We start from the raw sequence: 21,994 nt of genomic DNA, 5'->3' as shown, positions 1-21,994 counted from the left end.
GTTCTGCTATAATTCGGGCGACATCTATCAAGCAAACATTACAGTTTGACGATATCAGTGACGCAGCAATCAATACCCCGCGGTACATTGCGGAAGATAATAACATTGAGTAGATAACCCGGCCGCTGGTTTCACAGTCAGGACATTGGCGGCGCGTCATGTCCCTCGACGACTGAAAGCTGAACCATGTGTGGAATTGCCGGCGCCTTCGCATACCGTGCCGAGGCGCCCCCCATCGACAAAGTCGAGCTTCTGCGCGTGCGTGACGCGATGGTCGCGCGCGGTCCGGATGCCGCCGGCCTGTGGATGGCCGCCGACGGGCGCGTCGGCTTCGGACATCGCCGCCTGGCCATCATCGACCTGAGCGAAGGCGGCGCGCAGCCCATGCTGGACCCCGAAACCGGCAACTGGATCTGCTTCAACGGCGAGATCTACAATCACCAGCAGTTGCGCGCCCGGTTGAACCGCGACGGCGTCGCGACGCGAACTCAATCTGACACCGAAGTGTTGCTCAAGCTCTACGCCCAGCGCGGCGAAGAGATGTTCTCCGACCTTCGCGGCATGTATGCCTTCGCACTCTGGGACGCGAGTCGGCGCGAGTTGCTGCTGGCCCGGGACCCGTTCGGCATCAAGCCTCTGTACGTGGCGGACGACGGCGCCACCGTTCGCTTCGCGTCCCAGGTCAAGCCGTTGCTGCAAGCTCCGGTGGACCGAAGGCCCGAACCGGCCGGCCACGCCGGCTTCCTGCTGTGGGGCTCAGTACCCGAGCCATACACCCTGTACCGCGGCATCCGTGCGCTGCCGCCCGGGCACTGGCAGCGCTTCAGCGCCGCGAGCGCCGGACGGCCGGTCCGGTTTGCCAGCATCGTGGATGCGTTGGGTCGCCTGCCCACGGCCACCGGTGCCCGCACCGACGACGCGCTCGATCAGATCGCTGCAGCGGTCAGGGACAGCGTCGCCGCGCACATGGTGGCGGACGTGCCTGTTGGCGTCTTCCTTTCGGCGGGATTGGATTCAACCATGCTCGCGGCCTGTGCGGCGACCGCCGGCGAGTTGCGCACGCTGACCCTGGGCTTCAACGAGTATGCCGACGGCCCCAACGACGAGGCCGGACTGGCCGACGAAGTCGCTGGCCTGCTCCACGCAAAGCATGCGCTGCATCGGATTTCAGCCCGCGACTTCGAGTGCGATCGGCAGCACCTGATCGACGCGATGGATCAGCCCTCGATCGACGGCATCAACGTCTGGTTCGTCTCCAAGGCCGCGGCTGCGCAAGGCCTGAAGGTTGCGATCTCGGGGCTCGGCGGCGACGAGCTGTTCGGATCTTACCCGAGCTTCCGGCAGGTACCGCGCCTGGTGAGCCTGATGCGGCGCGCACCGGTCGGCGAACGAACCGGGCTGATGTTGCGGCATCTGGCGCAACCTTTCGCCTCGGCACTGCCGTCGCCCAAATATGCGGGACTCGCCGAATACGGCCACAGCCTGTCGGGGGCGTATCTGTTGCGGCGAGCACTCCACATGCCGTGGGAGCTCGCGCAGCTGATGGACCCGGCCATGGCAAGAGATGGCCTGGAGGAGCTTGCGACCATGAACCGCCTCGATGCCAGTACCGAGGGTCTGGAGAGCGACCGGCTGGCGGTCTCCGCTCTCGAGATGCAGTGGTACATGCGTAACCAGTTGCTGCGCGATGCCGACTGGGCGGGTATGGCGCATTCGCTCGAGATCCGCGTGCCCCTGGTCGATCTGCAACTGCTGCAACACTTCGTGGAGCTTCCGGATTTCGACGCGAACAGCGAAAAGCGCACCATCGTCAGGCGCGTCGCGCCCGAATTGCCGGAAGGCGTGCTGAACCGGCCCAAGACCGGCTTTGCGGTGCCGATTCATCAGTGGCTCAATCCCGGCGCAAGCAGCGGCGTCACGCGGCATCGCGACTGGGCGATGACGCTGTATCGACATTTTGCCGCAGCCTGAGGAGACACCAGTGAGGCTGCTCCACGTCATTTCCTCCGCCAATCCCAGCAATGGCGGGCCCATCGAGGGCGTGCGCCAGCGTGGCTTGCGGCTGCTGGAGATGGGCCATCAGGTCGAAGTAGTGTGCCTGGATGATCCCGGAGCGCCTCATCTGGAATCCTTTCCGTTACCCGTGCATGCACTCGGGCCGCCGCGTGGCGGCTATCATTTCTCGACGACGCTCCAGCCATGGCTGCGCGCCCACGCCGGCGGTTATGACGCGGTCATTGTGAACGGTATCTGGCAGTACCACAGCTTCGCCGTTTGGCAGGTCATGCGCGAGCTGAGGCAGCCCTACGTCGTGTTCACGCACGGCATGCTTGATCCGTGGTTCAAGCGGAACTATCCGCTCAAGCATCTGAAGAAGTGCCTCTACTGGCCCTGGGCCGAATACCGGGTTCTGCGCGACGCTGCGGCTGTGCTGTTCACGAGCGAGGATGAGCGGTTGCTTGCGCGCCGCTCGTTCTGGCCCTACCGGGCGCAGGAGGTCGTGGTGTCCTACGGCACGCGATTGCCGCCGCAGGACGCGCCCCCGCTACGAGAGGCTTTCCTTGCCGCCCATCCCGAGTTGCGCGGCAAGCGGGTGCTGCTCTTTCTCGGGCGGCTGCACGCCAAGAAGGGCTGCGATCTGCTTGTCGAGGCATTCGCCCGCGTGGCGGCCGAGGAGCCTCGCCTGCATCTGCTGATGGCCGGGCCGGACCAGACCGGCTGGGTCGGTCAGCTCAAGGCCCGGACCCGCGCCTTGGGCGTGGCCGATCGGATCTCATGGCCCGGCATGTTGCAGGGCGACGCCAAATGGGGCGCGTTCCACAGCAGCGAGGCCTTCGTGCTGCCCTCCCATCAAGAGAACTTCGGCATCTCGGTCGCCGAGGCCCTGGGTTGCGGCCTGTCCGTGCTGATTTCTGACAAGGTCAACATATGGCGCGAGGTTCAAGCGGCCGGCGCGGGTCTTGTCGCCGAAGATTCGCTCGCGGGCACACTCAAGAACCTGCGCGCATGGCTGGCCATGTCTCCGGAAGACCGGGCAGCCATGGGCCGACGAACCCACGACCTGTTCGCGGATCGGTTCAGTGTTGACCGGATGGCGACGGCATTGATCGATGTCGTGCGCGCGGTGCAAGCCTCTCCGCGCTCGTGACCCGAGAACCCGGTATTTAGCACGGTTCAGGCGACCGGATCGGCGTCTGAAGTTGCCGATGACCTGCCCTGGCATGTCGCGATCTTTCGCTATCTGAAACGCGTGATCCAGATTGCCGAAACGCCGTAGCCGACAGTGACGGTGCTGCCTCGCAACACTTGCGACGCCCGGCTTCGCCGCCGCGATCCGTGCCCCGGCCCGATCTCGAATTGCCGCCCGCGCGGAGCCAGGCTTCCGATCGCCGTGTGTTGCACCGATCGATCCAATTCCCGGGATCGCCGCGCCACGCCGCCTCTTGTTACTTGTCGTATCGTTATTACGATAACGTCACACAAGAAATGATATCAGACATAACAATACGCAGGAGGATGCTCGCTGAGATCGATCCTATCCAGGATCATCTCGGACTCGGCTTCACCCCCAAGACACGCTCCGGCCTGCAGGCGCCACGACCGAACCCGTAACCGGCTCGGCGGGCTGGGATTTGTCGCGGCCGGTCGAAGCCTTTCGCTTCGACCGAAAATGAGGACAGTTATGCGGGTGTTGGTGATAGGGATAAATTATGCTCCCGATCTGATCGGCGTGGCGAAATACAACACCGAATTCTGCGAGAGTCTCGCCAGTTGGGGTCACGAGGTTCGCGTCGTCACCGCTCCGCCCTATTACCCTGACTGGAGCATCCCACCGGGGTATCGTTCGAGATGGTATCGCCATCAACGTCTGAACGATGTGGACGTCATTCGGGCGCCGATCTACGTGCCAAGCCGGCCTTCGGGTCTCAAGCGGCTGCTTCACCACGCCTCCTTCATGCTTTCGGCAGCCGTCCCCGTTCTGTCGAGCGCGCTCTGGTGGCGTCCCGATATCGTATTCGTGGTGGCGCCATCCCTGCTTTCCGCGCCCATGGCGGCATTGGCCGCCAGGATGACCGGCGCATCCTCCTGGGTTCATGTTCAGGACCTCGAAGTCGACGCAGCCTTCGAGGTCGGGCTGCTCCGCAGCGGCGTCACGCGCAGGCTGATGCGTACGGTCGAACGGTGGATACTGCGTTCGTTCGACCGTGTTTCGACCATCTCGATACAGATGGTACGCCGCCTCGAACACAAGGGCATCGTGCCTGCCAGATTGCGTGAGTTCCGGAACTGGATCGATACCAGCATCGTCGTGCCGGGAAGCAATCAAACGCAGCTCCGCTCGGAGCTGCAGCTGGCGCCGACCGATATCGTGGCGCTCTACTCGGGAGCCATGTCGAACAAGCAGGGGCTTGAACTGATCATCGAAGCCGCCGCAGCATTGAAGGACAGCCAGTCCCCGGTAAAATTCGTTCTCTGCGGAAATGGCCCGGTCAAACCAGCATTGGTGCAAATGGCTGCCGGTCTGCACAACGTCCGCTTCCTCGATCTCCAGCCGCTTGATCGGGTCTCGGAGCTGCTCAGCACCGCCGACATTCAGCTCTTGCCGCAAAAGGCCGAGATATCCGACCTGGTTCTGCCGTCCAAGCTGGCCGGCATGCTCGCATCCGGCCGACCGCTCATCGCGATGACCGAGCCTGGTACGGGCATCGCGTCCGAGGTGGAAGGTGCCGGCCTCGTCATCGCGCCGGGCGACGCTGGCGCGCTTGCGGCGGCTGTCACGATGCTGGCCGAAGACGAAGCGCTGCGGAATCGCCTCGGCGCCGTCGCGCGCGCACGCGCCGAACAGAAATGGGATCGCATCTCGATCATCCGTTCGCTCGAGCACGAATTCATGTCCCTTCCGCAGCGGGCCGCCACACCTGCTCCGCGCACCGCGCCGTTGGCGACGCCGGTTCGTTCGATCGAACATGTCACGACGGGCAGCCGCCGCCGGCCAGAGACGTCAGTGTGGCCGCCCTCGAGAGAGCCCTTGCGTCCGCGAGCCAGGGGCGTCGGCTCTGAACACTAGCAAGACTGGACGGGGATCTGTACTGATGACTTCGGCGCTGCCCAAAGGAGAATGCATCTCCGCTCGGATGGAGTCCGTTGAGGGCCATTCAACAGGCTTCGACTATCTCAGGATACTTCTCTCTACGGCCGTCCTCTTCATCCATAGCAAGACGTTTACGCTGGGCGCCGATGTCCAGACCTTCAAGTCGCTGGTCGACTCGACGGTCCGCGTCGGCATGTTTTCCGTGGCGCAGCCTCCCATCTACCAACCGATTATCTGGGCGGTGGTGCCGGCTTTCTTCGCCCTTAGTGGATTCCTTGTTTCAGGAAGCCTGCACCGTTCAAAGACGACAATCGGCTTTCTGTTGCTGAGAGCGCTGCGCATTTTCCCGGCGCTTTGCGTCGAGTCGCTCCTCGCCATGCTCGTCCTGGGTCCGCTCGTGACTAGCTTCACCTTGGCCGCGTATTTCAGCGATCCTCTGTTTCACGCATATCCTCTCAATATCATCGGTGATATCCAATATTATTTGCCCGGTGTCTTTCTCAACAACCCTGTGCCGCGGGTCGTGAATCTGCAGCTCTGGACCATCCCAGCGGAGATGTACTGCTACGTAATCCTCGCGACCGTGCTCGTCCTGCAGCTGGCGCACCTGCGCATGACCGTTCCCCTCGTCACCGCGGCGACGTTCATCTGCCTGCTGGGAATGCAGGCGCTGGGAATTCATGCGCCGGCGGACTGGTCCGCGGGTGACGGGAGAGTGCAGATCGAGACTCTCGTCCTCGCGTTCATGATCGGCGTGTCCTTGTTCGAGCTCAAGGACAAGGTTCCGCTGCGAGCTGACCTGTTCGCTCTGTCGGTCGTGCTTTCCTACGCCCTGCTCTGGGGCGGAGCGTTGCAATATCTGGCGATGATCCCGATCGCCTACGCCACGGTCTTCGTCGGGCTTTCCAACTTCCGGGAGACGGTCGTCAATCGGACGGGCGACTACTCCTATGGAGTGTACCTGTATGGGCTGCCGGTGCAGCAGCTCCTTGTCTACCTCTTTCCGGAGAACAGGAACTGGCTGCTCAGCTTTGCCATGGCTTATGTCCTCAGCTTGGTGTTCGCGGCGCTGTCCTGGCATCTCGTCGAATCGAAGGTCCTGGCCAAGAAGAGGATCATCGTGCAGGCTGCCGAAAACTTCCTGAGGCCTTTGTCATTCCGGTTACCATGGGGGCCTGCAGCCAAACCGGTCCCCGCTCCGCCCATCGCGATGGTGCCGAAACCGGCCGACTTGAGCTGATATCACAGGACGACAAGATCGGGGCTCGGCCGTCCCGGCTCGGCCCTCAGTGGCGCAGATAGCGATATCCGACATAGAGCCCAACGAGATTCAACACGAGCTCTCCCGCCACGAAAGCATAGACACCAAGCATCGAAACCAGCAGGTAGCTGGCCAGCATTCCCGCCGCCGAGCCGATCGCCAGAGCCCCGGCGGCGAGGCCATACGCGCCCGTCGCAGCCAGGGCTTGCATCATCATTAGCAACAGCGACATCGTGAATATCGTCGGTGCGAAGCCAGCGATGATAATCGCAGCCCGGTGCAAGCCGAAATCCGGCACCTGCGCAGCGATGCCGGCGACGACGGTAACGCCGACTGCAAACATCGTCGCGCAATAGAGCGCCATTCTCTGTGCCCCGAACATACTGCCGAGGCTCTGCTTTCCCGCAGCCGACAGTTTCTCGACGAGACTTGGGAATTCCACCCTCAGCACGAACCCTACGATCTGGGTCGATGCCGTCACGATCTGCTTGGCGTACACGAAAAGGGCGGTCGTCTCGGCGCCGAGATAGACCGTGCTCAACACCAACTGAACGCGCATGTTAACCTGCCCCGGCAAGATCTGGAACGACAGGGCACAGCCGTCTGTCAGTGCCTTCGTTAAACCCGCACGCGTCACCCTGTGAAACCGCGGGTACCAGTCCTTGCGCGCCAGCGTCGTCCATTGCGCAATCAACGTCGCGAGATAGCCTATGGAAAAGGCGCCACCCAGGATCGCGCCTGCTGCCGCAGCCGACCTGTGGGCTGCCAAGGCGAGACCGACCGCGGTGACCAGGTAAGCCGCCGATCCTGTGATTCCGCTGATGCCACTAAGTCTCAGGCCGTCGAGCAGGCCTACCCCGTTGACGGCCCACAGCAGCAATCCGGGGAGCGCAAGGGCGACGTACCATCGCGAAAACTCGTCCGACGAGAGCCGCAAGACATACACGGCTGCAGCGGCACCGACGATCAAGGCTACCGCGATCCTTATTGCGCTCGTTTCGCAGAATACCCGCCATACCTCGCCGCGCGCCTCCCGACCGCTCGGCAAGCGAGCGACTGCCCGGGCGAGTGTCGTACTCGCACCGGCATCAACGAGGACGATGCCCAGAATGGCAAAAGAATAATGCGTGCCGAATGCTGCCAGAAGCTCGTACTCACCTGCGGTCACGAGCACGGTCTGGACGATGAATATCGCCCCTTGACCGAGGCCGAACCCGGCGACCAGCAACCCGATGTTGGCAATCTGCCTCCATTGGCCGTGGACGGCTCTCACCCAACCGGCGGCACGCATTTGTGCAAGCCGGTATCGAGACTCCGCAGGGCTCCGCGTTCCATCCGAGGCGTTGGAGCTCGCGACACTTGTTTCAAGCATGATGTTTTCCGGGGCGGGCGTCGTGACCTGAACCTACGGCTGACAGCGCCGATGTAGACCAATGTTATACGAATTGATACCTCGCATAACCGGCCCGACGACAGCTCGCGAATTATCACATAGCTCGCCGCTACAGCTACCGATGTCACAGTCTTGTGCAATTCGGAACGTAAGGAGTGGGGTCGGGTCAAGCAGAGCGGGAGTTCGTCCCGGCCATTCGGGCCTTTTCGGCAGTGTACGGTTCGAGCGATGCGTGACGAGCGACGGATATTGGATCGGGCGCTGTCCTTGCATGACAAGGGGGACATCGCGGCCGCCGCCAAACTGTATCGACGCATCATCGATGCCAATCCCAATAATCTTCATGCCGTGCACTTCCTGGGCGTGGCCGAGGCAGCGGCGGGAAATATTGATCGCGCAAAACTGCTGATGACACGGTCGTTGCAGTCGAAGCCGGTCAACGTGGAGTTCATTGAGAATTACGCGGCCGTGCTCCACCGGGCCGGCGAGCATGACGAGTTGGTCCGGCTGTGCCAGCACGGGCTCCAATTCGCGCCGACCAGCCTGGGACTTCTGCATGGAAGCGCGGCTGGGCTGTTGGCACTGAGCCGCCATCCCGAAGCCATCGAGCAACTGACACGCCTGTTGGCACATCACCCCCGGCATTTTCCGGCCCACTTCATGCTGGGTTCGGCGCTGGCGAAGTCGCGCCAATATGAACGGGCACTCGCTTCGTATGACCAGGCATTGCAGTTGAACCCGCGGCTCGCGGAGGCGCATCTCGACAAGGGCACGATCCACTTCGCGACCTCCCGTTACGACGACGCGCTCGCGGCCTATGACAACGCCCTCACGCTGCGGCCCGATCAAGCGGCAGCGGCACTCGGCCGCTGCTACACGCTGATCCAGCTGGGCCGGCACGACGAAGCTCTGGCCGCCGCGGACCACACATTGGAGCTGCAACCCGACCTCCCCGAAGCATGGGTTGGCCGGGGCAACGCGCTCCTCGATCTCGGTCGCCTCGGGGACGCTGCGGCAGCCTACGACCGTGCGCTCGCCATCGGGCCGCACCTCGCGTCGGCCTGGTCCGGACACGGCAATATTCTCCTTCGATCAGGCCGTCAGCGCGATGCGGAGGTCGCGTTCGATCGCGCCATCGCTGCGGATGGCGCTTTCGCCGAGGCCTGGCTCGGGCGCGGCACTGTGTTGCTGTCCCTTGGCCGTCACCAAGATGCGGCGGCGGCTCTCGACCGCGCCACCGTCCTGAATCCCGGCCTGGTGAGCGCCTGGCTGGCGAAGGGCCAGGTCGCCTACCTCGAGAAACGTTATAACGACGCCTTGGTCGCCTGGAACAGGGCTCTCGACCTCAATCCGGATCAGTCCGCCGTGGCCGCCGCCTGTCTGCGCGTCAAGTTGCATCAATGCGATTGGACGGATTTCGAGCGTGGTTGTGCCTCGGTCAGGTCATCGGTGCGGAGCGGGAAGCTCGTCTCACCGTTCATGTTCGTCGCGATTCCGGCCACATCGGCCGAGCACCTTCAATGCGCGCGCATGTGGGCCGAGAACAACTTTCGTCTCCAGAGTTCGCCGGTCTGGAGCGGCGAGCGCTACAATCACGACCGCATCCGCATCGGCTATCTCTCGGCCGATTTTCATCAGCACGCGACCTCGCAGCTGATGGCGGGCGTCTTCGAACATCACGACAGGACGCGCTTTGAAATCACCGCGATCTCGGTTGGCCCAAACGACGGCTCGGACATGCGCCGGCGGATCGAAGCCGCGTTCGAGCGCTTTGTCGACGCCAAACCGCAAAGCGACGCTCAAATCGCTGAGCTTGTCAGGACATTGGAAGTCGACATCCTCGTCGATTTGAAAGGATATACCCAGGACGCGCGCACCGGCATCTTCGCCATGCGTCCCGCCCCAATCCAGGTCAACTATCTCGGCTTTCCCGGCACCATCGGTGCCGGCTTCATCGACTACATCGTCGCAGACCGAAACGTCATTCCCGAGCACGATTTCGATTGCTACGCCGAGAAAATCGCCTGGCTTCCCGAAAGCTATCAGGCAAACGATCGCGACCGTGCAATTGCGGATCTGATGCCTGTCCGCGTCGAGCACGGCCTTCCGGATGACGCCTTCGTGTTCTGCTGCTTCAACGACAATTACAAGATCACGCCCGACGTGTTCTCATCCTGGATGAGGATTCTCGCCGCGGTGGAGAACAGCGTGTTGTGGCTGTTCGAGGACAATCCGACGGCTGCAGACAATTTGCGCCGAGAAGCGCAGGCACGAGGCGTCGCGCCGCGTCGTCTGGTGTTCGCCCAACGGCTCCCCACTTCCGCACACCTGGCGCGGCATCGTTGCGCGGACCTTTTCCTCGATACACTTCCGTACGGCGCTCATACGACCGCCAGCGATGCACTCTGGACCGGACTTCCGGTCGTGACCTGCCTCGGCGATTCATTCGCGGCGCGGGTCGGGGCGAGCTTGCTGAACGCAATCCGGCTGCCCGAACTGATCACGACCACGCCAGCGGCCTACGAACAATTGGCGATCGAACTGGCGAACGATCCTGCCAGGCTCGCGGCGCTGAGAGCGAAGCTGGCGCGCGATCGACTGACGACACCTCTGTGCGACACGAAGCAGTACACGCGTGATCTGGAGACGGCATACGCCGCCATGATGGAGCGGCACATGGCGGGATTGCCACCGGACCACATCCGGGTGCCGGGAACCACCGTCTGACAAGAGCACCCCGCAAGAGGGACGATTTCCTTGAACCGATCAGGATCTTTCGTCGATCGATCGACGACCAACCCGGGCCAGCATCGATCGACCGCTGGTGCTGCCGCAATTTTCCCCGCTCGCAGCGCTCCGACGATTGCAGTCATCGGCTCTTTCTGGGTGTGGTGCGGCCTGCTTTGCTTCCCCATGATTGACCTGAACCCGGACTTCGCGGACGCTCCGACCTCGTTTGCCTTGGGCGGCACGGTTCTGATCGGCCAGATTACCGGAATCGCGTTGTTCATCACGACGGTGTGCTTGATGCACGCTTCGCGGGCGCTCGCCAGCCTGGGTCGCTTGAGCCTCGCCCAGATCGCGATCATTGGCATCATCTACCTGTCTGCTGCCCTGCAGTTGCACGATGACGAGGCGGCGACGTTCGTTGGCGTTTTCTACACCATTCTGCTCATGCTGACCGCTTTGATGCTGTCTGTCGTATGGACTCTGCCTCCGGACGATGTCGAAACCTGCATGAACGTGGCATCCATCATATTTTGTCTGTTCGGCATCTCCGCGCTCGCCGTCCTAGGATTACCGCAAGGCCGCAACGTCGGGGGTATCCAGCCAAATCTTTTTGCCGCACCGTTGCTCGCAGGCTTCATTCTGTCGCAGTTTCACGCGGGGAGAACGGGCATCGTCATCAGGATCCTGTGTTTCTCGATGGCCGCCCTCGTCAGCTCGCGGTACGCCATGATCGGCTGCATTTCCGCGCTTGTCGTGCATGACTTGACCTTCAATTCCCTGCGCCCGTGGAAGGTTGCCGCAGCGATCGTTGCGTTGCTGTTGTGCATATTCCTTTGGCCGCAGATTGCCACCTTTCTCGCGCTCGATGATTCCAGTCGAGATCTGTCTTCAGGATTCACAGGAAGGGATGAATACTGGTCCGCGGCCCTGGCGACGATCATGGATCATCCGCTCGGCATCGGATTCAAGCGCGCGTCAGCCTTCGAGGCCGGACACAACGGCTACTTGAAGACGCTGGTGGAATTCGGAATCGTCGGGGGCGGACTGATAATCCTCTTTGTCGGTTGCGTCATTGCCGCTGCAGGCGCCGAGGCGGTACGATCAACGGGGATGGATCGGCAGCAACGCCGCTTTGCCTGTGCCCGCTTGGGCGGACTGGTCGCGCTGGCGTTTGGGGCCTTCTTCCAACCGCAATTGTTCAGTCTCGGCGACGCGTTCGGTGTTTCGCTCCTGTTGCTGCTGTTCAAACCTGAAATGAAGCCGGCATCCGGTCGCGCAGCAACCGCGTGAGCGCCCACCGCGCAACGATCGAGAGCTGATTTCGCCTCCACCCGAAGTCGCTTCGTTCACTTCGCGTTCTGTCGCTGCGCCGAGATACCGAGGACCAGGCGCAACTTGCTGTTGTCGGCGCTGCCCGAGCCGGTCTGCACGACCAGACCATCGACGAACAGAAAGGGCATGCCGGCCTCCAGGTCATAGAGGAGCGGCTGAAGAGATGCGGAAGCGAGCTCGATGTTGAACGTCGCCGAGACGAAGCCGGATTTGGCGAGCGGTCCCTGGACATCCACCTGCGACGACAGTGTGTTGCCGTTCACCCGCTTGGTCGCCGCGAGCACCCGCTGGAGCAGCACGGCGCTTGCGACCGAGGCCGTCTGTCCTTCGAGGAACGCCGAGCCCGTGGGAACGCTGATGTCGGCCCGGACGGCGGGCGGCGGCGTAGCACGCCGGGCCTCGAGCGTCTGAAGGATCTCCGCGGCCGACGCCGCAGCGTCGCGGCTACCCAGGATCTCGATCACGGTCTGCACCGTCGTGAACGCGAACAACACCACCAGCGCCACATAGGCCGCGACCGCGGCGACCGGGAAGCGCGTGAAATATCCTTCGAATTTCTGCATGCTGATCATGTGCCCGACCCGAATTGCGGCTTGATCCTGGTCTCGATGTGGAAGCGCTCGCCGGGCTCGTTGGCGGCGCGCGTCGTCGGTGCGAAGAATCCTGCGCTGGCGAAATGCGGCGACTGCTCCAGGATCTGGATCAGCGACGGGGCATCGCTGGTGAGACCCGTGATCTGGAGCTTGTCGCCCTCTATCCTCAGCTCGGTCGCGTAGGTGTGGTCGGGCAAGAGGCCGGACAGCTCTTCCAGCACCATCACGGCCGACGGCATCGTCTGCTTGCGGCGCGCCAGAATTTCGAGGGGCGAGCTGCCCGGACCGCCCTGCCCGCCGCGCGCGAGCGCGCGGCGCTCGGCGATCCTACGCTGGGTCTGCTGCAGCTCGGCATCGTAGGAATCAGTGGCGATCCCACCGAGCCCGACCGACAGCATCGCGAGCACGCCGGTCGTCGCGAGGACTGCGATCAGCGCAAAGCGGAGGCGGCTCGAGCCGGTTTGCCCGCCGAGGCGCTGATTGTGGACAGCGACCCGCTCCATCCCGGGCGCCGCCGTCGATATCTCGACAGCGGCAGCCCCTGCATCGAGGAGAGCTTGCGACAACGACGTCACCGCCGCGCGCGCCGTCGCCACCACCGTCAACTCGACATGGTCATCGGCGATCGCCTGCGGCGGCGTCCAGTGAAACACCGCTTCCGCCGGGCTCCAGGGTGTCAGCCGATCGATCTGGGCACGAATGATTCCGTCGAGAAACTCGACTGCACGTCCCGGCAACTCCAGCGGACGGAATACGAAGCGCGATGGCTGAAGTGCAAGGTCGACCATCGCACCCTTCATTGCCGCGGACCATTCGTCCGACAGCGGTTCGCTGATCACGCCGTCGACGATGTCGATGCGACCGGGCGGTAGATCTGCATCCTTGCGCGTCGTCGAGGCGAGGCGCAGCGTCAGAGCGCCCTCCTCGTCCTCGCTGATCGTGATCTGCCGCGCACCGCGCGTTCGTTCGAGCCGCGCGCTCACCGTGCACGCAATGCTGTCGATCCACAGCGACAGCGCGACTGCGATTTGACTGGGAATACTCATCTGCTCTCCCGCGGCCTTGGCCGCCCTCCTCGATCCGGATCAACCTCGTCGGTCCATGCCAGCACGCGGAAGGCCTCCTTCTCGCCCGGTCCCGGAATCCGGATCACCGCCTCGGGCGTTCGTTGCCGGCCGTCCCGTAGCGTGATCCGTATGCGCACCCGATAGGCGTCGCTCGCCGATATCGTGGCGCCCGGCTGCCGCCCGCCGAGCGCGCCGATAACGAACTCTGGATTGTCGGGCGGCAGGTCCGCGCGCTGATTGAGGAAGGCGTCGAGCCTTGCCGTCGTCATGTCCGGCAATGCGGCGATCACTTCCGGCGCGGCATCGAGCACGTTGATTTCAGCCATGCCGCTATAGACCGTGACGAAAGGCATCGCATGCTCGACCAGCGCGACCGGCAGGCCGAGCACCAGCCACAGCTCATCGGCGCTGCTGAACGGCGCTTGCCGCGGCACGTAAGCGAGGTCCGCCGCAGCATAGGCCGCCGGCTCCGTATCCCGCCCGTCCGGTCTCGGCGCGCGCCGCCAGGCGACGACACGCGCGGCATATTCGTCGGCTGCTTCTGCCGGTGCGCCGAGCGCCCTGAACAGTCCCGCTATCATCGCACGCGGCGCCATGTTGAGATTGATCCGTGCAGATTCCGACATGTACTCGACGCGTACGGAGGCATCGGACAGGCGAAAGCCGAAGCCGCCATGGGTCGGACGCCGCATCGTCGCAGGCGCCGACAATTGGTAGGCGGCGAGCTCGACACCCGCCGAACCCAGCATCTCCCATTGGGTCGCCGCGTCCAGCGCCGAGAGCGCATTGGCCGATTGTGCGATGTAGACCGAAGCGACGGTCGCAAGCGCGGCCAGTCCCGCGAGCAGCCACAAGGTGGCGACGACGATGAACCCGTCCTGCGCTGCAAGCTTGCGTCTCAGTCGAGCGGCCGAACTGGTCATTGCGTCGGCCCGTTACTGGGTTGCGTCTGCGTCGCCTCCTGCTCGGTCGACGGATCCGGCCGCGGCGCGCCGGTCTCGACATGGATCCGCGCGGCGCTCGAAATCACGGTTCCGCGCTCGACATCTCTGATGTCGAAGCGGACCGACATCGGCAGTTCGCCGGAGTTGAGCCAGCGGCTGCCCCATTTGCCGTCAAGGCCGGCATAGGCGAAGCTGATGCGATATGGCAGCCGCAGCAGCACGACGGGATCGACGAACGGAATCTGGTCTGCCCTGGGATCTCCCGCCTTCAGCAGCACGAAGGGCGCGCGCATGCGCACCAGTGCCGGACCGTTTCTGTCGTTGATCTCGGAGATCCGCACGATCTCCAGCCCCGGCCGACCATTCGGGCCGAGCACGGAGCGGACGAACATCACGGCCTGCTCCCCGCCGCGAAACAACGACAGATTGTCCGACCGCGTCACGTAGTCGGCCGCCGCCAGATCGGCCGTGAGCCGGTCGAGAGCGACCGCGACCTGCTCGTTGCGCTGGGCGCGGATGATCCCGCGATTCCAGCTCGGCAGCCATTGCCCGGTGACCGAGGCCAGCGCGCCCATGATCAGACCCATCAGTGCCAGCGCAACCAGGGCTTCGAACAGCGTGAAGCCGTCTTCGGCGCGCCATTGCCGGGCGTCGGTCATCAGCTCCCGCCCCTGCTCTGCAAGCGGATCGTTTCGAACGACACCATCGCCCCGGCGGGCGCCTGCACGCGCAATTCGACGCGCTGCGGAACGAACCGCGACTCCGGCACGACGGGCACATCGTCGAGGAATGGCGTCATGCGCATCTGCCAGCGGTGGCCGGCGACCCGTCCGCGCAGATCATCAAGCATCGGTGCTCCGGCGCGCGGCAAGGTGGACACCACCACACGCGCCGCATTGACGAGGGCGGCATGCTGCTCGAGCTTCCAGGCGCCGCGCGAATTGGTCGCGACCAGCGTTCCGATCGCAGCGAGCACGATCGTCACCAGCGCGAGCGCCACGACGGCCTCGATCATGGTGAAGCCGGCTTCGCGCCGGCGACTAGAGGACGTCTTGCGCGACAATGTCCACGCCTCCCGTCAGCCAGTTCACACGCACCTCGACGGCATTGCCGAGGCGTGTCAGGCGGATCGCGCCGCCGCATGACATGCCGCTGGCAAAGAAGCTGATGGTCGAGAACGCCGGCCGGCCGTTGCATCGTTGCGGCAGCAGCGCGTCGAACACCACGTCCTGCGGCACCTGGATGATCCAGGGGCCCGACCCCGACCTCACGGTACGTGCCCGCGCGTCCACAACGGCGCTGACGGCGCCGTAGCGCGACAGCGCGGCGTTGCGGTCGGCCTTGAGCAGGGCCGCAACCTCGATCGCATAAGCCTCAAGCCGCGGCCGCGAGGTCTGCGACGGAAAGCGCGGCAGCAGCACGGCCGCGAGCATCGCGACGATGGCCAGTACGCAGACCATTTCGAGCAGCGTGAAGCCGGCCTCGCCCGTATCAGTTCGCTCCGGAGACGAGATCGGTCGAGGTTCCCGTTCCGCCCTCCTGCCCGTCGGAGCCGAGCGAGCGAATTTCGTAGGGCGCGCGTTCCGCCGGCTGCTTGTAGACATAAGGATTGCCCCATGGGTCGTTGGGAACGTTGCCGCCCTTCAAATAAGGACCATTCCAGGACGCCACGCCGCTCACGGCATGCGCGAGCGCGCCCAGTCCTTCCGAGCTGGTCGGGAAGCGGCCGGCGTCGAGGTAGAACAGGTCGAGCGCGCTGCTGAAACTCTGGATCTGGATCTTGGCCGCCTTGACGCGGGACTCGCTGAGATAGTTCAGCACCCGCGGGCCGACCAACGCCATGATCATGCCTATGATGGTGATGACGACCAGCATCTCCACCAACGTAAAGCCTTCCTCACCGCGACGCCGGCGGCGGCGCCTCGGCGGAGGAAACAGCCCCTTCTTGGAAACGCGGATCATGCGAACCCTCCCCTTCTCAACCGACAACTTGCGTCACTGACAGCAGCGCCGTCATGACCGACACGATCAGGCCCCCGACCACGACGCTGATGAGGATGATCGCGGCAGGCCCGATGATGGCCACGACGCGATCGAGCTGCCGCTGCAGCTTTTCCTCGTAGAACTCCGCGACCCGGCCCGACAGCGTCGGCAACTGTCCGGTCTCTTCGCCGAGCCGAAGCATCCGCACCGCGACGGGCGGCAGCACGGCCGAAGCAGCCAGCGCCTCGGCGAGCCTGCCGCCATGGCGCACGCGGTCGGCCATCGCCGCCCAGGCCTGCACGTTGCCGGTCGCAGTCATGATGTCGATCAGGATGCGAAGCGTCGCCGTCAGCGTCACGCCGCTGCCGAGCAAGATGCCGAGATTGCGCGAGAACAGCGCGGCGCGATGGAATTCGACCACCGTCGAGATCACAGGCAGCCGCGCGATCTGCGTCACGATGCTGGCGCGGACCGATGGCCTGCGCCACGCCAGCCAGCCGCCGATGACGGCGATCGCAACCACGGCGCCGACCTCGAAGCCGTGACCGCGCAGGATGTCCGACAGCGTCAGGCACACCTCGATGACGGGATCGGTCTTGGCGTTGAAGTCGCGCAACACCGCCGAAAACTGCGGCAGCACGAAGGTGACGAAGAAGATCAATACGCCACCGGCCGCGAGCAGCACGAAGGCAGGATATTGCAGGGCGCCGGTCACCTTGCGGCGCAGAGCCTCCGCGCGCGTGCGCTCGGTCCCGATCGTCTCCAGAATGTGGTCCAGCGTGCCCGACATCTCGCCGACCCTGACCAGGGCGACATACATGGGCGGAAACAGCGTCGGCTCGCGCGCAAGCGCTTCGGCAAAGCTCTCGCCGGACAGGATCGCGGTCTTGATGGTATTGACGACCGGACGAAGCCGGCTGACGTCCATGTCGCCTGCGAGCAGTTCGAGCGCATCATTCAGCCGGGCACCGGCCTTCAGGAGCAGAGCAAGGTCGCGCGTGAAGATCGTGACATCCGCGGGCCCCGGCTTCGACAGCGTCAACGACGCCAGTGAGAGCGACCAGCCCTTGGCTTCCTCCTCGGGCCCGGCATCGATCGCGACCAGGCCCAGATATTCGATGCGCTGGGACACTTCGGCGAGGTTGGCCGCCGTGATCGAGCCGGAGACCACCTCTCCCTTCTGCGTCAGCGCGCGATAGCGAAAGTTCGGCATCTCGTCACCGCACGGTGGTCACGCGCAGGATCTCCGCCGCCGAGGTCATGCCCGACAGGCATTTGGCGAGGCCATCCTCGATCATGGTCGTCATGCCGTTGCGGATGGCGACCTTGTCGATGGATTCCCAGTCTGACTGCTCCTCGACCAGCGCGCGGACTTCCTCGTTCATCTCGAGCACCTCGAACACGCCGATACGGCCGCGATAGCCGACATTGCCGCAGCGCTCGCAGCCGACGGGTTCGAAGATGACATCGCCGACGGAGAGACCGACCGCCGTGTAGCGCGGATCGGCCTCGACGTCGGCGTGGGTCAGCGGCCGGCTGCTCTTGCAGCGGTCACAGAGCTGCCGGACCAGGCGCTGCGCGATCACCGCGCGCAAGGTCGAGCGCAGCAGGAACGCCTCGACGCCGAGATCGAGCAGGCGCGGCACGGCGGCCGCCGCCGTCTCGGTGTGCAGCGTGGTCAGCACGAGATGGCCGGTGAGCGCAGCGTGGATCGCGACATGAGCAGTCTCGGAGTCGCGGACTTCGCCGACCATGATGACGTCGGGGTCCTGGCGCACGAAGGAGCGCAGCGCGGTGGCGAAGGTCAGGCCGATCGAGGGTTTGGCCTGCGACTGGGAGATGCCGGGGATCTCGTATTCGACGGGATCCTCGATGGTCAGTATTTTTCGGGTCGGCTCGTTGAGCAGCGACAGCACCGTCGCGAGCGTCGTGGTCTTGCCGCTGCCGGTAGGGCCGGTGACGATGATCATGCCGTGCGGCAGTGCCAGCATGCGCCGCAATTTGCCCTGGTCGCCGGGCAGGAAGCCGAGCTTGTCGATCGACAGCAGAGCGCGGTCCCGCGGCAGCAGGCGGATGACGGCGGACTCGCCATGCTGCGTCGGCATGATCGCGACGCGCACGTCGATCTCCGAGCGCGCCGCCCGCACCCGCGCGCCGCCGTCCTGCGGCAACCGGCGCTCGGCGATGTTCAGTCCCGCCAGGATCTTGATGCGCGAGATCACCGCAGCCGGGGGCACGCCGTTCGGTGTCGCGACATTGCGTAACAACCCGTCGACGCGCATTCGTATCACCAGCGAGGTGCGGCCGGGCTCGATATGGATATCGCTGGCGCGCAGTTCGACGGCGGTCTCGAACATGTCGTTGACGGCGCGAACGACCGGCGCGCCGCTGGCAAGGTCGCGCAGATTGTCGATGTCGTCATCCTGCGCCGTGGCATTGACGGCGGTCTCGGCGCTCGCGCTCTCCTCCTCGCCGAGACGCTGGTCGAGCACGGTGGCGATGTCCTCGAACGAGGCAACCTTGATGGTCGGCGCCGTGCCAAGCACGATTGCTGCCGCCTGTATGGAGGCCCGGTCCGTGGGGTCGGCCAGCACAAGCACCGGCGATCCGCCAGCGGGCTGACACGGGAACACCGCCATTTCGCGCAGGAACCGGCGCGAAAACTGCTGCGCGCGGGATTCCGTCGCCATCATCTCCTGAAGCGTGACTCGCGGAAGCTCGAAGAACAGCGACACCTCGTCGGCGAATTCGCTCGCCGACAATTCACTCATTTCCCACAGCTTACGCAGACCACCTTCGGCAGGGCGGGCCGCCCCATTCGGCCTGCCGAGCTTGTCCGCGTCCGGCTTCAGGCCAACCTTCTGGCTGAAACGAGCTACGAACTCGTGCGCATTCGGGGAGGCCATGGACGTCTACCGTAGTCACTCTGACGGCCGCAGAGCGGCGAGCGGGCCGTTTACCTTAGTTCTCCGATTGGAAATGTGACGGCATGATCGACCGCAAGATCGTCCCCGGCCAGTGACAACATGACCGAACAGAACGTCCTTGATGTCTCTGCGCAATTTCCCGTCGCATCACATTCTCACAACAAACTCGCGCACGACGGGCGCAAGGCTAACAGAGTTCGTAACACACGACTGTCATACGAGAGGGTTAAGCAAGCCGCATTCGGCCCGCCCCGCCTCGACGGGAACAACAGCGGGCGGCGCGTGAGTGAGGCAGTCCAGTGAGCCGAGCAGCATTCCGGATCGGCTTGGTTGTCCAATGCGCTGCCATCTGCGTATTGCTCGGGTCGTGCAACACGGTGAGCGGCATCGCCGATGCCGACACCAAGGATCCGGATGTCTTCGACAAGGTCCGCTCGGTTGACCTGTTGCCGCGCTATCCGAACCAGTTGCCGCAGCGCGAACTCTCGACCGGCCCCCGCGCCAAGACCGCGATCTACGCTGCTGTTGCCAACGACGATGCGCCAACCGCCACCTCCTCGCAGCAAGCGGCGGTCAGCACCGACCGGTTCGAGCTCAATTTCGACAATTCGCCGGTCGCATCCGTCGCCAAGATCGTGCTCGGCGACATCCTCGGCGTCGGCTACGTCATCGATCCGCGCGTCCAGGGCAATATCAGCCTCTCCTCGGGGCGCCCGATCCCCAAATCCGACGTCGTCTTCGCGCTCGAAAACGCGCTGCGGATCGGCGGCGTCGCGCTGGTGCGCGACGATACCGGCTACCGGCTGATGCCGCAGGGCGACGCGGTCGGCGTCGGCGGTGCGGACGCCTCCGATCGGATGACACCGGGCTACGGCATAACGATCGTGCCGCTGCAATATGTCTCGGCGCAGACCGTCATCAAGCTGGTCGACAGTTTTGCCACCAAGCAGGGCATGATCCGCGCCGACACCACCCGCAACCTGATCCTGATCCAGGGCTCCGGCAGCGAGCGCCGCAACGCGGTCGATCTCGTGCTGAGCTTCGATGCGGACTTTTTGAAGGGACAGTCGGTCGGCATCTTCCCGGTGCAGAACAGCAATCCGGGACCGATCATCGCCGAGCTCGAAAAAATCGTCGATTCCGGCGAAGGCGGCATGACGCAGAACGTGATCAAATTCCAGTCGATCGCCCGGATGAACGCGGTGCTCGCGGTGACGCGGAAGCCGGAGCTCTTGAACCGTGTCGAGACCTGGATCCGCCGCCTCGACACCACCAATACAGGCCGCTCCGCGGTCCACGTCTACCGCGTGAAGTTCGGCGACGCCCGGCAGATCGCGCGGGTGCTCAACGACGTCTTCGGTTCGAGCAGTTCATCCGGCTCGTCCGCCTCTCCGCTCGACAGCCCGGGCGGACAGGTCGCGCCAGGATCCGGCCTCGCCTCGAGCTCGAGCGGCGGCTCTGCGCTCAGCCGCCTGTCGGCCTCGCCCAATCAGTCGAGCAGCGGCTTTGGCTCGAATTCAGGCGGACGCGCGGCAAGCTCGGGCGTTGCCGACGCGTCCACCGGCAATCAGGCCGCCTACGGTTCATCATCCGCTTCGCAAGGCGGCGGCAGCCTGTTCGACAACTCCGCCACAGGACAGAATTCAGGCCGCGGCGGCGCAGGTCCCGGCAACGTTCTCGACGGTGTCCGCATCACTGCCGACAGTGTCAACAACACGCTATTGATCTATGCGAGCCAGGAACAGTACCGGATCATCGAGCAGACCATCAGGGAGATCGACCAGCCGCAGCTCCAGGTCGCCATCGACGCCACCATCGCCGAGGTGACGCTGACCGACGATCTCCAGTACGGCATCCAGTCCTACATCATGAGCCGCGATGTCGGCCTGAAGCCCAACACCGGCTCGGTGGGCTTTAACGGCGCAACGTCGGTCGCCGCGGCGGCAGCCGATGTCGTGCTCCAGCGCGCCATCCCCGGCTTCAACTTCCTGGTCGGCTCGGCGCAGACGCCGCGCGCCGTGCTCAACGCGCTGCATGCGGTCACCGACGTCAAGGTGCTGTCGAACCCGTCCGTGGTCGTGATCGACAACCAGGTGGCGACCCTCCAGGTCGGCGACGAGATCCCGATCCAGACCGGAAGCGCAACCGTGCTGACCGGCAACAACACCGTCGCCAACACGACCGACTATCGCAGCACCGGCATCATCCTGCGCGTGGTGCCGCGGATCAATGCCAACGGCAATGTCAGGCTCGACGTCGAGCAGGAGATCTCCAATCCCGTCAGCAACTCGTCGTCGGGTTCGTCCTCGACGTCGACCAACTCGCTGACGCCGACGGTGTCGACCCGCAAGGTGCGCAGCTCGGTCGCGGTCGCCAGCGGACAGACGGTCCTGCTGGCGGGCCTGATCAGCGACACCCAGACCAAGACCCGCGCGGGCATTCCGGGCCTCGACCAGATTCCCGGCCTCGGCGAAGCCGTGTTCGGGCAGACGGACAAGCAGGTCAAGCGCACCGAGCTGATCATCTTCATCCGGCCGCAGATCATCCGCGACGGCGCCGATGCTCATTTCGTCGCCGAGGAGCTGCGCACCAAGCTGCGCGGCACGATCAACGCGATCGGGCCGAAGCCCGCGCCGACGACCTACCGCTGAGCCAGTACAAATTGCCCGAGG

General features: G+C 64.3%; 17 protein-coding genes. 7 read left to right on the top strand and 10 right to left on the bottom strand.

From position 1 onward, the window contains the following. Positions 1–186: 186 nt before the first annotated feature. The 4 genes from asnB (at position 187) to ACKWRH_RS14095 (ending at position 6,332) form a co-directional block, all read left to right on the top strand. Positions 187–1,971 (top strand): asparagine synthase (glutamine-hydrolyzing), encoded by a 1,785-nt coding sequence (gene asnB / locus ACKWRH_RS14110; protein WP_445221036.1) that lies wholly within the window; start codon positions 187–189, stop codon positions 1,969–1,971. Between the two features lie 10 nt (positions 1,972–1,981). Continuing rightward, a complete protein-coding gene (locus tag ACKWRH_RS14105; protein WP_445221035.1) occupies positions 1,982–3,148 on the top strand; it encodes a glycosyltransferase in 1,167 nt (388 codons plus the stop codon). A gap of 534 nt (positions 3,149–3,682) precedes the next feature. Beyond that, positions 3,683–5,068, top strand: a complete 1,386-nt coding sequence (locus ACKWRH_RS14100; protein WP_445221034.1) for a glycosyltransferase WbuB — start codon at positions 3,683–3,685, stop codon at positions 5,066–5,068. A gap of 25 nt (positions 5,069–5,093) precedes the next feature. Then, the gene (locus ACKWRH_RS14095) at positions 5,094–6,332 is read left to right on the top strand and encodes an acyltransferase family protein (protein WP_445221033.1); all 1,239 of its coding nucleotides are present in this window, start codon (positions 5,094–5,096) and stop codon (positions 6,330–6,332) included. A gap of 46 nt (positions 6,333–6,378) precedes the next feature. On the opposite strand, the gene ACKWRH_RS14090 is transcribed toward ACKWRH_RS14095, so the two are convergent. Further along, entirely contained in the window at positions 6,379–7,725 is a 1,347-nt protein-coding gene (locus ACKWRH_RS14090) for a hypothetical protein (protein WP_445221032.1), read from the bottom strand. Between the two features lie 249 nt (positions 7,726–7,974). Here ACKWRH_RS14090 and ACKWRH_RS14085 point away from each other — a divergent pair, with 249 nt between their 5' ends. Together ACKWRH_RS14085 and ACKWRH_RS14080 are read left to right on the top strand one after the other, a co-directional pair. Further along, positions 7,975–10,473, top strand: a complete 2,499-nt coding sequence (locus tag ACKWRH_RS14085) for a tetratricopeptide repeat protein (RefSeq protein WP_445221031.1) — start codon at positions 7,975–7,977, stop codon at positions 10,471–10,473. A 30-nt stretch (positions 10,474–10,503) separates the two neighbouring features. Beyond that, the gene (locus ACKWRH_RS14080; protein ID WP_445221030.1) at positions 10,504–11,766 is read left to right on the top strand and encodes an O-antigen ligase family protein; all 1,263 of its coding nucleotides are present in this window, start codon (positions 10,504–10,506) and stop codon (positions 11,764–11,766) included. Between the two features lie 56 nt (positions 11,767–11,822). On the opposite strand, the gene gspM is transcribed toward ACKWRH_RS14080, so the two are convergent. The 9 genes from gspM to ACKWRH_RS14035 are packed head-to-tail and all read right to left on the bottom strand — an operon-like array spanning position 11,823 to position 19,301. Further along, positions 11,823–12,380: a type II secretion system protein GspM gene (gene gspM / locus ACKWRH_RS14075; RefSeq protein ID WP_445221029.1), complete on the bottom strand. Its 558-nt coding sequence runs from the start codon at positions 12,378–12,380 to the stop codon at positions 11,823–11,825. Continuing rightward, positions 12,377–13,447 (bottom strand): PilN domain-containing protein, encoded by a 1,071-nt coding sequence (locus tag ACKWRH_RS14070; protein ID WP_445221028.1) that lies wholly within the window; start codon positions 13,445–13,447, stop codon positions 12,377–12,379. The genes gspM and ACKWRH_RS14070 overlap by 4 nt, the downstream gene beginning before the upstream one ends. Then, the gene (locus ACKWRH_RS14065) at positions 13,444–14,391 is read right to left on the bottom strand and encodes a general secretion pathway protein GspK (protein WP_445221027.1); all 948 of its coding nucleotides are present in this window, start codon (positions 14,389–14,391) and stop codon (positions 13,444–13,446) included. Before ACKWRH_RS14065 ends, ACKWRH_RS14070 begins: the two co-directional genes overlap by 4 nt. Next, positions 14,388–15,071: a PulJ/GspJ family protein gene (locus ACKWRH_RS14060; protein ID WP_445221026.1), complete on the bottom strand. Its 684-nt coding sequence runs from the start codon at positions 15,069–15,071 to the stop codon at positions 14,388–14,390. Before ACKWRH_RS14060 ends, ACKWRH_RS14065 begins: the two co-directional genes overlap by 4 nt. Next, on the bottom strand, positions 15,071–15,475 hold the full coding sequence (locus tag ACKWRH_RS14055) for a PulJ/GspJ family protein (protein ID WP_445221025.1): 405 nt from the start codon (positions 15,473–15,475) through the stop codon (positions 15,071–15,073). Before ACKWRH_RS14055 ends, ACKWRH_RS14060 begins: the two co-directional genes overlap by 1 nt. After that, positions 15,453–15,872 carry a pilus assembly FimT family protein gene (locus ACKWRH_RS14050; protein ID WP_445221024.1) on the bottom strand — a complete coding sequence of 140 codons (420 nt, stop codon included), beginning with the start codon at positions 15,870–15,872 and terminating at the stop codon, positions 15,453–15,455. The genes ACKWRH_RS14055 and ACKWRH_RS14050 overlap by 23 nt, the downstream gene beginning before the upstream one ends. A gap of 31 nt (positions 15,873–15,903) precedes the next feature. Beyond that, positions 15,904–16,374: a type II secretion system major pseudopilin GspG gene (gspG, locus tag ACKWRH_RS14045; protein WP_166351418.1), complete on the bottom strand. Its 471-nt coding sequence runs from the start codon at positions 16,372–16,374 to the stop codon at positions 15,904–15,906. Positions 16,375–16,390: 16 nt separating this feature from the next. Then, positions 16,391–17,608 (bottom strand): type II secretion system F family protein, encoded by a 1,218-nt coding sequence (locus ACKWRH_RS14040; RefSeq protein WP_445221023.1) that lies wholly within the window; start codon positions 17,606–17,608, stop codon positions 16,391–16,393. A gap of 4 nt (positions 17,609–17,612) precedes the next feature. Further along, positions 17,613–19,301 (bottom strand): GspE/PulE family protein, encoded by a 1,689-nt coding sequence (locus ACKWRH_RS14035; RefSeq protein ID WP_445221022.1) that lies wholly within the window; start codon positions 19,299–19,301, stop codon positions 17,613–17,615. Positions 19,302–19,621: 320 nt separating this feature from the next. Between ACKWRH_RS14035 and gspD the strand changes: the two genes are divergently transcribed. Then, on the top strand, positions 19,622–21,973 hold the full coding sequence (gene gspD, locus ACKWRH_RS14030) for a type II secretion system secretin GspD (RefSeq protein ID WP_445221021.1): 2,352 nt from the start codon (positions 19,622–19,624) through the stop codon (positions 21,971–21,973). Positions 21,974–21,994 lie beyond the last annotated feature (21 nt).

The sequence above is a fragment of the Bradyrhizobium sp. Pa8 genome (assembly GCF_052588265.1).
Note: the sequence above shows the minus strand (reverse complement) of the source record. Positions and strands in the feature narration are given on the sequence as shown.

What these genes read in the sequence shown, in the direction of transcription:
- ACKWRH_RS14060 (WP_445221026.1), bottom strand. Translation starts at nt 15,071, where the DNA reads ATGACCGACGCCCGGCAATGGCGCGCCGAAGACGGCTTCACGCTGTTC.
- ACKWRH_RS14050 (WP_445221024.1), bottom strand. Translation starts at nt 15,872, where the DNA reads ATGGTCTGCGTACTGGCCATCGTCGCGATGCTCGCGGCCGTGCTGCTG.
- gspM (WP_445221029.1), bottom strand. Translation starts at nt 12,380, where the DNA reads ATGATCAGCATGCAGAAATTCGAAGGATATTTCACGCGCTTCCCGGTC.
- gspG (WP_166351418.1), bottom strand. Translation starts at nt 16,374, where the DNA reads ATGATCCGCGTTTCCAAGAAGGGGCTGTTTCCTCCGCCGAGGCGCCGC.
- ACKWRH_RS14090 (WP_445221032.1), bottom strand. Translation starts at nt 7,725, where the DNA reads ATGCTTGAAACAAGTGTCGCGAGCTCCAACGCCTCGGATGGAACGCGG.
- asnB (WP_445221036.1), top strand. Translation starts at nt 187, where the DNA reads ATGTGTGGAATTGCCGGCGCCTTCGCATACCGTGCCGAGGCGCCCCCC.
- ACKWRH_RS14070 (WP_445221028.1), bottom strand. Translation starts at nt 13,447, where the DNA reads ATGAGTATTCCCAGTCAAATCGCAGTCGCGCTGTCGCTGTGGATCGAC.
- ACKWRH_RS14100 (WP_445221034.1), top strand. Translation starts at nt 3,683, where the DNA reads ATGCGGGTGTTGGTGATAGGGATAAATTATGCTCCCGATCTGATCGGC.
- ACKWRH_RS14095 (WP_445221033.1), top strand. Translation starts at nt 5,094, where the DNA reads ATGACTTCGGCGCTGCCCAAAGGAGAATGCATCTCCGCTCGGATGGAG.
- ACKWRH_RS14035 (WP_445221022.1), bottom strand. Translation starts at nt 19,301, where the DNA reads ATGGCCTCCCCGAATGCGCACGAGTTCGTAGCTCGTTTCAGCCAGAAG.
- ACKWRH_RS14085 (WP_445221031.1), top strand. Translation starts at nt 7,975, where the DNA reads ATGCGTGACGAGCGACGGATATTGGATCGGGCGCTGTCCTTGCATGAC.
- ACKWRH_RS14040 (WP_445221023.1), bottom strand. Translation starts at nt 17,608, where the DNA reads ATGCCGAACTTTCGCTATCGCGCGCTGACGCAGAAGGGAGAGGTGGTC.
- ACKWRH_RS14065 (WP_445221027.1), bottom strand. Translation starts at nt 14,391, where the DNA reads ATGACCAGTTCGGCCGCTCGACTGAGACGCAAGCTTGCAGCGCAGGAC.